Annotated in this window: 9 protein-coding genes; all 9 read right to left on the bottom strand. The window is 43.7% G+C overall.

Annotated features, from left to right (window positions below; translation table 11 throughout):
• Positions 1-4: 4 nt before the first annotated feature.
• The 9 genes from ACFFGT_RS07160 to ACFFGT_RS07120 all read right to left on the bottom strand — a co-directional run bounded on the left by ACFFGT_RS07160 (position 5) and on the right by ACFFGT_RS07120 (position 14,536).
• Complete coding sequence (locus tag ACFFGT_RS07160; RefSeq protein ID WP_377021830.1) at positions 5-550, bottom strand: GNAT family N-acetyltransferase; 546 nt, start codon at positions 548-550, stop codon at positions 5-7.
• Between the two features lie 208 nt (positions 551-758).
• Positions 759-1,010: a hypothetical protein gene (locus ACFFGT_RS07155; RefSeq protein ID WP_377021829.1), complete on the bottom strand. Its 252-nt coding sequence runs from the start codon at positions 1,008-1,010 to the stop codon at positions 759-761.
• Between the two features lie 335 nt (positions 1,011-1,345).
• Complete coding sequence (locus ACFFGT_RS07150) at positions 1,346-3,295, bottom strand: sigma 54-interacting transcriptional regulator (protein WP_377021828.1); 1,950 nt, start codon at positions 3,293-3,295, stop codon at positions 1,346-1,348.
• A gap of 5 nt (positions 3,296-3,300) precedes the next feature.
• Positions 3,301-5,613, bottom strand: coding sequence for a tetratricopeptide repeat-containing sensor histidine kinase (locus ACFFGT_RS07145; RefSeq protein ID WP_377021827.1), 2,313 nt, complete (start codon positions 5,611-5,613; stop codon positions 3,301-3,303).
• A 622-nt stretch (positions 5,614-6,235) separates the two neighbouring features.
• Positions 6,236-7,564: an ATP-binding protein gene (locus ACFFGT_RS07140; RefSeq protein WP_377021826.1), complete on the bottom strand. Its 1,329-nt coding sequence runs from the start codon at positions 7,562-7,564 to the stop codon at positions 6,236-6,238.
• A 1-nt stretch (position 7,565) separates the two neighbouring features.
• The gene (locus tag ACFFGT_RS07135) at positions 7,566-8,516 is read right to left on the bottom strand and encodes an eCIS core domain-containing protein (RefSeq protein ID WP_377021825.1); all 951 of its coding nucleotides are present in this window, start codon (positions 8,514-8,516) and stop codon (positions 7,566-7,568) included.
• Positions 8,517-8,523: 7 nt separating this feature from the next.
• Positions 8,524-9,507, bottom strand: a complete 984-nt coding sequence (locus tag ACFFGT_RS07130; protein ID WP_377021824.1) for a tetratricopeptide repeat protein — start codon at positions 9,505-9,507, stop codon at positions 8,524-8,526.
• Positions 9,504-13,055 (bottom strand): eCIS core domain-containing protein, encoded by a 3,552-nt coding sequence (locus tag ACFFGT_RS07125; protein ID WP_377021823.1) that lies wholly within the window; start codon positions 13,053-13,055, stop codon positions 9,504-9,506. Before ACFFGT_RS07125 ends, ACFFGT_RS07130 begins: the two co-directional genes overlap by 4 nt.
• A complete protein-coding gene (locus ACFFGT_RS07120; protein WP_377021822.1) occupies positions 13,052-14,536 on the bottom strand; it encodes a contractile injection system tape measure protein in 1,485 nt (494 codons plus the stop codon). Before ACFFGT_RS07120 ends, ACFFGT_RS07125 begins: the two co-directional genes overlap by 4 nt.
• Positions 14,537-14,542 lie beyond the last annotated feature (6 nt).

Below are 14,542 nucleotides of genomic sequence, written 5' to 3'. Positions count from 1 at the left end.
TTGGTTAATTTAGTTGAGGATCATACAACATGGCCGTACACAGGCAATTACAACGGTTTTTACTTTGAAGCACATCATAGTTAATACAGCTTTTGCAGGCATCCCAAAAACGGGGCTCGCGTGCTACTTCGGCATAGGTTACGGGCTCAAAACCAAGACGGGTATTCATTTTCATAATGGCCGAACCTGATGTAATGCTGAATATTTTAGCCGATGGGTACTTACTGCGCGACAGGTTAAAAATGAGTGTCTTGATTTGCGATGCCACACCCTGGTTACGGTGCTGCGGCGATACAATAAGGCCGCTGTTGGATACAAACTGCCCGTTATCCCAGGTTTCGATATAGGAGAAACCTACCCATTCGCCATTTTCCGTTACGGCAACTATGGCTTTGCCTGTGTCGATCTTTTCTATTACTGAGGCTGCCGATCTTTTGGAAATACCCGAGCCCCTTGCTATGGCCGAACTTTCCATTTCCCTGATAATTTCATCGGCGAACACCACATCGGCCGGAATAGCCGGCCTTACAATAATTCGTTCATCTTCCATTTTATATGTTTATTTCAGTTACCAGCACGGATCTGTTGAATAACTGTACACAAGCCATTGCCAAAAGAATGCCCGTTATGGCACACTTTTACCATTTATAGGTTTAGGCCGTGTAAATGAAGATTTTAATTTTTGGCGAGGGGGCGGAGCATAAAAAAAGCCTATCAAAATGAAAGGCTTTTATTTTCAAAACAAGTTATTTTGATAATTATTCAACCGGCTGATGATATTCCGGGCTGTTTTTAAAGTGCTCCAGGTAACCATCAGCATTAACAGCAAACCCGCTCATTTCAGTTTTGGGCGATGCTTTTTTCTTTTTCGGGCCGGTGATTGAAAGAATAATAACTGCTAATAAAGCGGTAATTTCAAGTATGATATAAAACGATGCCATGGCTTTTAACTTTATAGTAAAAGCCGGTAGTAAACCAAACCTATGCCAAAAGCTAATAAAGGTTATCATACAGCCTTTATAGCGTTAAAAGCAAACATTCCCAATGGCTAACCAGGTAGCTATTCTATCATTTTGGGAGATAAAAATTATCAAAATGATAAAGTATTGAGAAGCTGTTTAAAAACGAATCTTATTCATTGCCGTCGACTTTAGTCGACGGTAAGAGGAGGTAGCATTTGTGGGCTTTAGCCCAATATTCAAGCGATATTTTGGCTAAAGCCCTTTGTTTTTCATTCATTACTCCGTTGACTAAAGTCAACGGCAATGATTTTATATTTTACATAAATAATCCCAGTCAAATTTAAACGGCTTCTGAGCATAAACACTGTTTTAACAGCAAATGCCTATTCCCACTTTTTAATACCCAGCTTTTGCATTTTTGAGTGCAGGGTTGAGGGTGGCAAACCTAATTTGGATGCGGCCCCATCCTTACCGCTTATTTTGCCATTACAGCGTTTCAATACCTCTAAAATATGGTCGCGGGCATGCTCATCAATGGTTTTCAATCGGTCGGTAGCTGTTTCAGCATAGGCAGGGCTTTCTTTTTTTCCCTGCAGCTTGGGCAGGTATGCATCTTTTATTACCGGGCCATCAGTTAAAAGAACACTGCGTTCAATAAAATGCTCAAGCTCACGCACATTACCCGGCCAGTGGTATTCAAGCAACTGGGTCATCACATTTGGTGATATGCCCGTTATTGCTTTAGCACTTTTTTGCGCATATCGTTCCAAAAAATGATTGGCCAGCACAGGGATATCATCTTTACGTTCCCTTAAGGGGGGAATTGTAATCGGGAACACAAACAATCTGTAATACAAATCGAGCCGGAAGCGGCCTTCTTCAACTTCTTTTTCGAGGTTCCGGTTGGTAGCAGCCACTATGCGCACATTGATCTTAACCGGGCCTTTGCCGCCAATGCGTTCAATTTCCTGCTCCTGTAAAACACGTAACAATTTAACCTGCAGTTCGGCCGGCATTTCGCCTATCTCATCCAAAAAAATGGTACCGCCATCCGCCAGTTCAAACTTGCCGGTACGCTTTTCAACAGCACCGGTAAAGGCCCCCTTTTCATGCCCAAACAATTCCGACTCGATTAATGTAGCCGGCATAGAGGCACAATTCACTACAACCAAAGGCTTGTTTTTGCGGGGCGACAGGTAATGGATACTTTTGGCTATCCGCTCCTTACCCGTCCCGCTTTCGCCCAAAACCAGTACGGATGTATCAAGCGGGGCTACTATACCAATATGGTCAAGCACGGTAAGCATCTGGTGACTTTTGCCAATAATACCTTTAAAACCTGCTGCTTTGTTCTTTTCGCTTAATTCATTTCCGGCCAATTTATCAACCTTCGTTATTGATGGTTCGAGCGAATCAAACGGAATGATTTCCTCAATCGCCATTAATAATGACCGGTGCAGGCGATCAAGCAAAATCAAATGATCATTGGTATAACAATCGGTTTTACGGCTATAAAACGAAAAATTGATAATATCGCCGCTTGAACTTAACAAAGGCAGCCCCAAAAACGATTGCATATTAAAAACCTGGGCAATGAGCTTTTTAACAGCAAACTGCGGCCAGATCTTTGCAAAATTGGCGGCATTATAAAAATCAGCCTTGGTAACCCGCGGGCTGTCCTCCTGCATCTGCGTTAGTTGGGGTTTATTAATTTTTGTGATGTTTACAAATTCATCTGTACCTATCACCTGGTATTCATCAAACCCCGTACGCAAAAATGAAAGGGCACTATCAGGGAAACCCACACCGTTTTTCAAGGTAATGGTTAAATAATCAAAGGGTACATGCGGCTGGATACTCATTGCTATTTTCAGCAGCTTTTGTTTCCAGTTTATCGGTTCGGCAACAATATTTTTAAATACCTGGTCTAATGCCTGCTCCTGGCGAAGTTTTGATTCAATACTGTTTTGATGCCGGTAAAATGCAACATCAAGGGTTATGAGTAACTCTTTTTCGCGAAATGGCTTTACCAAAAAACCGTAAGGCTGTGTAGCCTTAGCCCGCTCCAGGATACTTTCCTGAAAATTGGCCGACAAATATACAAATGCTATATTTTTTGAAGTAAGGATCTTTGCCAGGTCAATACCATTCAGGTTCCCCTTTAAAAATATATCAAGCAATACCATTTCAGGCTTTTGCTCCTCAATGATCTCCAGTGCTTCGGGTACCGAATCGGCAATACCGCAAACTTTATAACCGGCACGGGTTAATATTAATTTCAAGTCGTACGCCACCAGCGACTCATCCTCAACTATTAATATTTTCTTGCTCATAACTATTAATTAACTACAAAAGTTTTTCGTTCAATACTGCTTAACCGCTTCTCGGCCCTAAATTCGACCGCGATTACAGCGCCACCGCAATTTTCCATTTTAAAATAGCCCCCCAGTTGTTTACTCAGGGCTTTCATCATTTCCATCCCTAATGAACTTGCCTTTTGGATATCAAAATCAACAGGCAAACCTATTCCGTTATCTGCTATAGTCAATATAATCGTTTCTTCGGAAAGCTGCAAAGCTATTTTTATTTCACCCCGCTGTGTGGGGAAGGCATATTTAATTGCGTTTGTAATGGCTTCGTTCAATATCAGGCCTACAGGCACTGCCTGGGCAACATCAAGCTTTACAGGCTGTACCATTTGCTCAAAACGGATCCCCCTATCGCCCGGGTTATAGCAATCAACCAGGTAGCTGATCAGTTCATTAATATAAACCGACATATCGATATAAGCCACATCCGAATTACTGTACAGTTTTTGGTGAATGAGCGCAATGGCCTGCACCCGGTTCTGGCTTTCACGAATAGCGGCAAGCGCGGCGTTATTCTTTAAAAAGGCCGATTGGGTATTAAGCAGGCTCATTACAATTTGCAGGTTATTTTTTACCCGGTGGTGCACCTCTTTTAACAGCCAGTCTTTTTCGTCAATCAGGCTATCCTTTTCGTTAAGCAGTTTTTGTAACGATAAATTTTGATTGTTGATTTCCGTTTGTTTTGACTGTAATTGCTGATTGCTCCTTTGCTTGTGCCGGTAACCATTAAATGCCAAACCAGCTATAATAATGAGCATAGCCGCACCTCCAAACGTAATGTTACGCTGCATATTTGCCTTTTGAAGCTCGTTTTTTTGACTCTTGCTTTGCTCCTGTAAAAACCTTATCGACTGTTTGTTCTCCTTGGTTTTGTAACTGATATCAAGCTCTTCTATCTGTTTGTTTTTAATGGCGTTAAACAACGAATCGTCAAGCCGCTTGTGGATCTCGAAATGTTTTATTGCAGCTACATAATTACCTGATGCCGAATCGACCCGGAACTGCATACGATGAATTTTGGTAAGGGTGATAGGCCTGATAGCATTTGATGGCAATGACAAGATCTGCTTAGTATAGATCCCTGCCTTTCTAAACTGCTGCGTAAGCAGGTAAAAGCCGGCCATGGTTTCGTTGTAATGCACAAAATCGGCAACCATTTGCTCGTTGGTGGTATAAAAGTCTTTACTAAAATTAGTAATCTTATATACCTCCATCATTTTCAGATAGTACTGCTCGGCTTTAGGATAATCCTTCAGGGCAACGTAGATGTTGCCAAAGGCCTCGTACATATCAACCTTTTGTGCCAGGATTTTGGGCGGCACGTCAATTACAGCCTGTTTCAGGTATACCAAAGCTTCTTTGGGCCTTTTAGCTGTAATGAAATCATAAATAATGAGGCTCAGGTACCCGTAAAAATCTTCGTATTGCTTTCTTTTTTTCAGGATCTCGGCCGACTTAAGAATGTAAACAAGACTTTGGTCATACTTATTCAAATCGGCATAAACCAACGCAAGTTTGGCGTAGTAAAAATCGGCCAAAGCTGTATCGGCTGTAGCGTTCATGCTTTTTATTACCTCATGGCGATATAAAAGCTCATTATGCAGATCGACCTTTTGCTTACTTACCTCAGCAAGGGAGTGATAGGTATAGTGCAGTTTTTTATAGCCTATTGCCTTGTATTGTGCCAGCACCCGGAGCAATTCAGTTTCGGCAAGATCAAGCTTCTTTTGATTTAGATGAATATCAGCTATGTTTTTGTTCATATCGGCTTCATCCAATTTATGGCTTGTTTGCTGAAATAAAGCCCGGGCCTGCTCATAGCTATTTATTTTTTCTGGAATGGAGGGCGTATTATCAATAGAAATATTATCACCCAACCGGGCCCAGGTTTTACCTTCGTTATATTTGTCATCCATTTTACGGTAGTAGTTAACTACCTCCATAAAAATAGCTTTGCCCTGTTTCAGGTTATCTTGTTTGAGGTACGATGTGCCTTTAAGCATCATGGCTTCATTAAGCCATTTTGCCGAATGGATAGCAACACTCATTTGTATGGCCTTATTAAAAGCAGTAATGCCGCTATCCAGTACTTCCTTATGCTCGCCTGGTTTATTGAGATAGTAGCTTCCTAATTGTATTTGCAGCTTAATGGTATTGGTGTCGGTTTTGTTTTTTTTGTTATCGAGGTTTAGCTTAATGGTAGCAATGTCCATCTTCTTTTGCCCCGACACATTTGAGACGAAGATCAAAACAATAAAACATATCAATATATATTTAAGCATACACATAGTATTTTATTGCCTTAGAGATAATTACAGACAACACCATAACAAAATCATCTCCTGTGAATGCCACGGAATTGTGATAGGTGATGATTTGCTAAATTTATTCAATTTTATGCAAACCGCATCAATAAGCAGGAAGCTAAATTTTCTTTATTGCCGAAGTATAAATTGTATCCAGGCCAACATAAAAATGATAAACATGGCAGGATCAATCAATGTACAGACCATGGATTCGGTTGTACAGATTATGTATTGCTGATAGGATAATATTGCACGGTTATTTTGGAATTCTATGTTGCTACAAACCTCTCCACCGGGGGCTACTTGTACCCATATCTTTTAAAGGCTATCACGAATAAAAAGAAGCTGTCATTTCGAACGAACCAATTTGGGGATGTGCGGGCGCGGTGAGGAGAAACTATCTCTTGAGCGATAGCGAAAAATCTTATACATGCAGATCTAAACTATGTATGACTGCTCCGCATGGCGTATAAGATTTCTCTTTCGCCCCTATGCTCAAATCCCCCCTGCTCTATCGAAATGACATTTTCTTCTATTAAAAACTTGTGGGTACACGGTAGTCCAGAAGGGGATTTCCCTTAAATAATGACATTGGCCCCTACCACACCCGGTTCTCCTTAGTATATTCTCTCTCTATCCCTTCCAGTATCAGCTCGGATGTGATGCGGCTTTCCTTCCGGGCCAGCATTTGCAGACAGGCAAATTGCACCACGTTTAAAATGCCGGAGCCGCTGAGTTCATATTTACGCGAGATTTGCTCAAGGTTAATATGCCCGTTAAGGTTAGCTTTGGGCGGGAAAGATTTTTGCCAGATGGTATACCGTTCGTCCGCATTAGGCAGCGGGAAATTAATAACAGACTGAAACCTGCGCATGAAAGCCTCATCAATGTTATTTTTAAAATTGGTAGCCAGTATCACCAGGCCGTTGTGCTGCTCCACACGCTGCAGCAGGTATGATGCTTCCTGGTTGGCGTATTTATCATGTGCATCCTTAACGTTGGTCCGTTTACCAAAAAGTGCATCGGCTTCGTCAAAAAACAGGATCCAGTTTTTATTATCGGCCTTTTCAAATAGCTTGGAGAGATTTTTTTCCGTTTCACCGATGAATTTGGATACGATCATCGACAGATCGATCCTGAAAACGGGCTTGCCGGTATATTTGCCAAGTAACGATGCTGTAAGCGTTTTCCCTGTTCCCGGCGGGCCGTGGAACAAGGCCCGGTAGCCCGGTTTTAACTTGCGTTCCATCCCCCAGTCGCCCATGAGTACCTGTTGATAGTTCACCCAGCTTTCCAGTTCGGCAATTTGCCTGCGGGTAGTATCGTTCAGTACCAGGTCGTCCCAGTTATAGGTGGTTTCCAGGTGCTGGGCCGGAAAGTTCATGCTTAACCTTGGGATAGATTCGGTTCCGGCAATCAAAAGTTCAATGTATTCAGGCTGCAGGATCAGGCGGCCGCATAAGGAAGGCTCACCCTCGGGCACATCCTCCAGGTATAAAATATGCTGTTTTGCAAAAGCACTATGGTGATGAAACAGCTGCGCTATCTCCAGCCGCTTTTCCAGATCATTACCAGCCAAAACAAACACAGCCGTTTGGCCGGTTGGTAAAAAGCTACGCCCGTTACGGCTCCGAACCCCTCCAATCTGCTGAAAGTCGCCCGATTCGCGTACATAAGGCTGGATAATTTCATCAAAAAACTCAACCTGTAAATGCGGGGCCAGGGCCATCATTAGTATGATAACTTCATTGCTGCTCAGGTTATGATCTTCAATTAACTTTTCCAGGATGCTGCCGTTCCGCTCCAATTGTGGCAGCAGCGGCGGTAAATAAGTATTTTCACTACCCAATACACTCTGCAGCCGGGCCTCAATACACCCGGCTGTATATTGCATTAGTACTTTTAACTGTTTAATATTAGTATTCATTTTATTTACGCGGACCGTTTTGCTGTACAACATGGGTTAACTCGTGCGCCAGCAGGTTCATACCTGCGGTACTTTCCGGGTCAAACTTAGCTGCGTTAAAATATATATCATTACCATGCGTAAAGGCCTGCGCCTTTGAAAGGTTACAAAGCTCAACCGCCTGCTGCCCGGTGTGGATCTTTACCTGCTCAAAGTTGGCGTTCATCTGGTGTTCCAATTGTGTGCGTACTTTAGCCGGTAGTGGGCTGCCTCCGCCTTTGCTTTCGTTCAGCAACCTGTCAAATTTAGCTTCGGGGGCTTCGGGTTTACCTTCCGTTTTTTCTACACCCCCTGCTTTCTCTTCTTTCTTTTGCGCGGCCTTATCATCCTTTTCCTCGCCCTTTTCTTTTTTCTGAGGTTTGCCTTCGTCCTTTTTATCTTCTTCGCCTTTTTTCTGCGGCTCCTTGTCTTTCTTCTCTTCTTCCTTTTTCTGAACCCCTTCTTTATCCTTTTTATCCTCTTCCTTTTTCTGCGGCTCCTTATCCTTTTTCTCTTCCTCTTTTTTCTGTGGCTCTTTATCTTTTTTCTCCTCCTCTTTCTTTTGAGTTGGCTTTTCTTCCTCTTTTTTCTCGTCTTTTTTCTGCGGCTTGCCTTCCTCCTTATCGTCCTTTTTTTCTTTCTTTTGGCCGGCTTTAGCATCCTTTTCCTCGTCAGCGCCCTTTTTCTGAACGCTCATCTGTCCCATGCGTTGCGACGAATTAACAGGCGCCTGCTGCGCCGTGGTTACTTTGTGGGCTACCGCATCGGCCTCCTGCTCAAGAGCGGTGTCCTGGTTGCCATCAATTTTCCGGGCCTGAAAAAAAGCATCACCGTCCTGCTTGCTTTTTTCGCGACTGCCATTAAAAAAAGGCTTCTCTGCCTTATCAGCATTTGGCTGACTAAGTGGCTGGCGTGTATTATGGACGTATTTCATAGGTGGTTTAGTTTAAATTGTTTAACAAATCCAATTGTTTTTTGGCATGGGCAGCCCATTCGCCGGGGTCATTAAGCAGGTCTTCAAAAACTTTCCTGGCTTTATCCCTCTTATTTAAATTAGCCAGGGCTATGCCGTGGTATAGTTTTCCTTTCTTGTTTCCGGGATATTGTTCAAGTAAGAGTTCCAGGTGAGCCAGTGCATCATCAAAGCGGTTAAGCCCGAGGCAAAGCACACCGGTATTTAATCTTATCTCCTCGTTTTCAGGATCATATTCCAGGATCCGTTCATACTCGGCAGCCCCTTCATTTAACTGACCACTTTGCAGGTAAGCCACGGCCAGGTGGTTGCGCACCGCTATATCGCCCGGAAACAGCATTAAATACCTGATAAGGTAACCGGTGGCCATTGAATAGTTTTTTATCATAAGCTGGCACAACCCTGCTGTTTGCAATGCCCTGCCATTTTGCGCGTTCTCTGATAAAACATAATCGGCCATTTCAAAGGCTTCATCATAACGGCCTGTTGAAAGGTAAACCTGTGCCAGTCCCATCAGTAAGTTTAAACTTGTGGGGTTAAGCTCAACCGCTTTCATCCAGCATGTTTCGGCGCTTTCCATATCAGCCGATAACATGTATAATTTAGCCAACCCTTCCCAGGCCTCAAACTGATTGGGCTGAAGCCCGATAGTTTGCCTGAAAGCGTGTAAAGCCTTATCATATTGCCCCAGTAAAACCTCTGTATTGGCAAGGTTAAGCCATGCCGAAGTATTTTGATCATCAATCTCCAAAGCGCGTTCAAAAAGCGGCCTTGCCTCAACAAATTTATTTTGCTGATAAAACAACATTCCCCGGTTATTGAGCAGGGTGACGTTCGGCTCATTTAAATCGGCGGCTTTTGCATAATAGGCCTCGGCAGCATCAAAGTTGCCGCTCAACTGTTGCATGGCGCCAAGATTTATCAGTTCGGTTAGTTGACTTTGGTTGCTCATAATATTTCTTCTTTAACTTTATCAGCTATCCCGCCTGCTATATCAGTGATACTGATTTCGGGATAAGTAACTTTAATATCATCGGTTTTCACATCAAATGGTTCACCGTCTTTATAATGGATCGGCAGGGAAACCTTAACCTGCAGATCCGGGCCATAACTAAATGATGCCAGGTTTTTAGTCCACTCTTTTGAGATATCGGTAACCAAAAGATCGAGTTCGGCTTTAATGAACGCGTTTACATCAAACGTAAACTTAGGGTGTACCTCTATTTCGCCAAGGGCGTTAAACTCAAACCCTGTTGTTGGCGACCATGCCAGATCGGCGGCGGCGCTTGCTTCTCCCTCCAGGCCCAAACCACCAACTATCTGAATGCCGCCGGTTACACTGGCCGGCCCAATGCTCAAACCAATACCAAGTGCCGCTTTTAATTTTAAGCCCGCATGTGCAGGGATCACAAATTTTGCCCCGCCGCTGATGCGTGTATTTTCGGGGTGTGAAGGATTAAATTCTATTTGTCCAAAAACGTCCTTTAACTGGCCCGGCCCTACTGCTGCGTCAAAATCAAGACCACCGTCAATAGTGGCAACAATGCCAATACTCTTAGGGCCAAGCGGGATAGCAAATATTGGGATCTGGATGGTTGGTACTTTGAAAAGCTCTTTATTGATGCTCTTTTTAGGAAAAACGTCAACCGCCGAAGGAAGGTCCAAACGGCCAACAACTTCAATTTCGCCGGCCGGGGTTACCCTAACACTTGCCGAAGCCTGCAGCCAATCGGTAACCTTAAGTGTTAACTTACCCGATCCATAGGCGGTAAACTTATCACCAGCCGGACCTGATGGTGTACCATCGGCAGCAATAGCGCGGTTGGTTGCGCCTACAGTAACATCACCCGATACCCTATCGGCAGCGTAGGATGCCTTGCCCTCGATGGTCAGCGCGCCATCATCATAAGAAATTGAGAGCTCGGTATTGATCTTCGGTATTTTTGGGATTGCCTTACCGTTGGCTTTTACATGGTAAATATCATCCGGGCCACGGGTAACTTCCACATTACCGCTGCCGCTTTGGATGCCCGGCATATTTTCGTCAAGAACAAAGCTGCCCCCGATGACTAATGTTTCGTTGCCGTAGGTAACATGGATCTCAGCGCTTTTCACGCCTTTAATATCCGGTTCGGCGGTGCCGCTGGCGTTAAACACGCCCTTTGCATAATCAATTTTAATATGTGCCGATTTAAGTCCCTTTATTTTACCTTCCGGAATTCCAATTTCGCCGGAAGCGCTGAACTCGCCATTGGCATAAGAGGCTTTAATTTGTGCAGGATTAAAGGTTTTTGAGTCAAAATCAAAAGTGCCATCAAGGGCAAATTCGCCTGCCGAATTAGCCTTAGCCCCTACCTGGCCTTTACCTAATTTTTTAATTTCAAAATCGGCCGCGCCCTTTACACCTATCCCGGATGTAGCAGCATAAACCTCGAGCGAGGCATTGGTAACCTTAAATGGCGACGGCACTTTGAGCTCGCCACTATTGAACACTTTGCTTATTTTGATGCCGTCCTGATCAAATATGAGGTCAATAGCCGAACCTTTTAAAAATGGCACATCAGTATTGATCTTCCCAAATCCTACTAAACCCGTATCACCAATCTCCAGCTCCTGTATTACAACCGGGCTTAATTGCTTCACTGTTAGCCCTGAGAAGGCCTGTTTAACGCCAGCGCTACTTAACCTCCCTCCGTATATACCAGGCACCGGTTCAATGGGCAATTTTGTTGCGGCTACAGCTATAAACGGGTTATCCTGAAATGCCTCAATTATAGCCCATCCTTTTGAGCCTGCGCTGCGTATTGTAGCATCGTCTTTATCATCATATGAAACTTTTTTGATTTTAAGATTAGCGCCACTCTTTTTGATGCTGCCAATAGGTGAATCCACATCCTTTTCAGTAGTTTCGTTAGTTTTAGGCTTCCACTCTATGCTTTTATTAGCTCCGAATCTTTCACTGGTGATCAAAGAAAGGCTTGTATTAGCTATTAGTTTTTTCCTTGCTTTATCGGTTTCTGATAAAAACACAAGATTTTTCAAATGATCACCTTTTTTAATCTCGTCCAATTCCCAGCCATGGCCATTTGGAACAGTTGAGTCAGCCACGAGCTTACCTGCCGTAATAGTATACGTACCCATTACATCACCTGCACCCGGTTTCACTTGCCCATCAGGCATTGTTGTAATCGCTGTAAGTGCGGCCTCAACACTCTTCTTGATATTGGCATTCAGTTTTGATCCCGACGATCTGTTGACTTTAGCCTCAAGCATCCATAAGTTTTTAACATCGTCCAGTCCCCCCAATTGCAATTCGACTTTATGATCAACATCATAACCATCTGTAATCGACTCACCCTTGGGGTTCCAGAACGGTCTCGCAAGAACTGTTTTGATCTGCTCAGCCGAACCTGTTAAAAGATGTTTCGGAGTTTCTTGATTTTTTTCTGAAACAAGGGTCATGAAAAAATTGGGGCTGTTAGCCTCTTTCGCGATTTCGCTGGTTTTTTTTGTGGTAAATGCATCATTAAAATCAGCTGCTTTGGTCCACTTACTAATATGGGTTCCTGAGCGCTCTGTCTTTTTAAAAGCATAATTGGTTGTAGAGCCTGGCATTAAGCTTAACTTTAAGCTCGGCACGCTAATTTCAGGTACAAATAATGCTTCCTTTGAAGCAGTAGTATCAATTGGCTTGTCTGCAGTGGCTACACTTCCTGCGTTTCCCGAAACAACACCATTTTCAACCCGCTGAATAATCCCTTTCTTTTTCACCCCGCTCCCCTGCTGTACAGTATGGGCCACCTCATGCGCCAGCAGGTGCTGCCCCGATGGGCTCTGCGGATCATACTTACCGGCTCCAAAATAAATATCATTACCATGGGTAAAAGCCTGTGCCTGTAAATCGTTACTTAAACCTGCTGCCTCACTGTTATTATGGATGCGTACACTGCTCAGATCGGCACCCATGGCGCCTTCCATATCCTCGCGGGTGTTGGCGGGCAATGGCTCTCCGCCGCCTTTGCTGCCTTCAATCTTTTGTTGTGTTTGCGGCGATACATCAGGCGCGGCCGACTGGCTGTTGCGTTTCAGCGTATTGCCTTCGTTGGGATCGCCATCGCTTTCAAAAACGGGGCGGCGCTGAAGTTCTTTATCGGCTCCGGTTTGTTCCTTTTCCTGTTTATCTTCTTTTTTATCTTCCTTTTTTTGCACAGCAGCCGTTGGGGATGGTGTTGTAGTTGGAACTGCAACCGGCGCAGATTTAGGCTGATTGATGTGTTGTACAACTTTATCAGCTACCTGATCGGCCTGACGTTCAAAATGATCACCGGGTTCATTCACTGTCATTTTGCGCTGAACCTTGTTCCCTTCAAAAAAAGGTGATTCCTGTACGCTGTCAATATCATGAGCGGCTGAGAAAAAAGGATCTTTCCCTGCCGCCTGCCGGTTAGCGGGCTGGTTCTGTTTGGTATTTGCCGGTGCTGCCTTTTGAGGTGTCTTCATTGCCATTCCACATAAAAAGGTTCATCCATCCAGGGTAATTTTATTACACCAATGCCCCATGGCAATGACGAGAGCAGGATATCCAAATCCATCCGCTCCACAATAAGGCGAGCAGGTTGTTCGGCCTCGATCAGTTTTCCGTTGCGCATTAAAAATGCCTCGCGTAAGCCGCCGGGCGATGTGTTCTTTAATGCTTTCCAATATTTTATTACCGTGCGGAGCATATTATCGCCTTCGTCAAGCATGCGCTGCGGGATCTCAACCTCGCGTTCTATTGGTTCATCAACAGGCCATCGGCACAAAAACTTTTCAAAATAAAGGTCATACTCAAACGCATTTACATTACCTGTACCTAAATAATGCAGCAGGTGAACAGCCATTTGCCTTGCAGGCAAATCAACAAAATCGTTATCCTGCAGCAAGCCGAAATCTTTAAAGAAATACTCCATAAACGGGTGCAGGATCACCAAACCGGCCTGATTTACAAAAGTCCCGGCAATTTCCTCCGCCTTTTCCTGACTTGGTTCCGGGGTATTATCAGGTGTTGCAATTGGTTTGTCTTTTTGTAGTTCTGGTTTACTTTCTGTTGGTTGGATGGCCTTATCAGCAATTTGAATAAGGTTTACCGTTGATATTGAAACAGAAGAGTTTAACTCAGCAACTATTAAAGCAATGAGTTTTTTCAGTGTATCACCACTCTCAGGCAATTCATCATGGCCTGTGCGCAGGTAAATCATCAGCAAAAGCTTTTCAATAATGCGCCAGGTATCGCCATTAAGTTTCGTCAATAAAACATCCTTAATATTACTATTTACACTATTTGCTGGTTCATCCCTTAGCAAAATCCGGATTTTGGCAACAACAATATCGATCCTTTTTTGAAGCTCATCAGCCTCAACCCGAAGTAGAACAATTGCCAGCTTTTTAATAAATGTTATACCGAACTGGCTAAATAACCTGCTGATTGCAAGCTGCGAACTTTTGAATAGTTTGTTAAGCTTTGCCTGGTAAGCTGTATTATTGATTAACAGCCCTGATAATTTACTTAACCAAACGTCTTCCTGCTGCAGCCATTCTGTTACGGTAACTGCATACCAGGGGAGCCTGCCTGTGTTAAGGAAATAAACAAATACATTAAAAGCCTGCTGTTCATCTGTAAGTAACGAATAACTGACTGCATTATCGGGTTCATCTCCGTTTGGCAATAAACCGGGGTTTAAAGCGGGTTCAAGTGCTTTTGATAAGCTTTCCTGCAATTGCTCAAAAACATCTTCCAGTTTTCCCTTTCCTAAATCAAGATCGATCCTGTCTATCAAAACATGGGCAGGCAGGTCCATACTATCCAGCAATTGCTCCAGCTTTTTAAGCAGCACCTGTTCAAAGTACCGCACAGCTTCGTCCTGCACTTTTTGAGCTGCATTGCGGTGCGGTACTTCTATATCCAGTACCAGCTTATGGATAATATGTGTGCTCCCTGCCATAGCTCA

The sequence above is a fragment of the Mucilaginibacter angelicae genome, assembly GCF_042434235.1.
GTDB classification, from domain to species: domain Bacteria; phylum Bacteroidota; class Bacteroidia; order Sphingobacteriales; family Sphingobacteriaceae; genus Mucilaginibacter; species Mucilaginibacter angelicae.
Note: the sequence above shows the minus strand (reverse complement) of the source record. Positions and strands in the feature narration are given on the sequence as shown.

Coding starts and splice junctions, on each gene's coding strand:
- ACFFGT_RS07130 (WP_377021824.1), bottom strand. CDS start 9,507: ATGAGCAACCAAAGTCAACTAACCGAACTGATAAATCTTGGCGCCATG.
- ACFFGT_RS07145 (WP_377021827.1), bottom strand. CDS start 5,613: ATGCTTAAATATATATTGATATGTTTTATTGTTTTGATCTTCGTCTCA.
- ACFFGT_RS07135 (WP_377021825.1), bottom strand. CDS start 8,516: ATGAAATACGTCCATAATACACGCCAGCCACTTAGTCAGCCAAATGCT.
- ACFFGT_RS07150 (WP_377021828.1), bottom strand. CDS start 3,295: ATGAGCAAGAAAATATTAATAGTTGAGGATGAGTCGCTGGTGGCGTAC.
- ACFFGT_RS07120 (WP_377021822.1), bottom strand. CDS start 14,536: ATGGCAGGGAGCACACATATTATCCATAAGCTGGTACTGGATATAGAA.
- ACFFGT_RS07155 (WP_377021829.1), bottom strand. CDS start 1,010: ATGATAACCTTTATTAGCTTTTGGCATAGGTTTGGTTTACTACCGGCT.
- ACFFGT_RS07125 (WP_377021823.1), bottom strand. CDS start 13,055: ATGAAGACACCTCAAAAGGCAGCACCGGCAAATACCAAACAGAACCAG.
- ACFFGT_RS07140 (WP_377021826.1), bottom strand. CDS start 7,564: ATGAATACTAATATTAAACAGTTAAAAGTACTAATGCAATATACAGCC.
- ACFFGT_RS07160 (WP_377021830.1), bottom strand. CDS start 550: ATGGAAGATGAACGAATTATTGTAAGGCCGGCTATTCCGGCCGATGTG.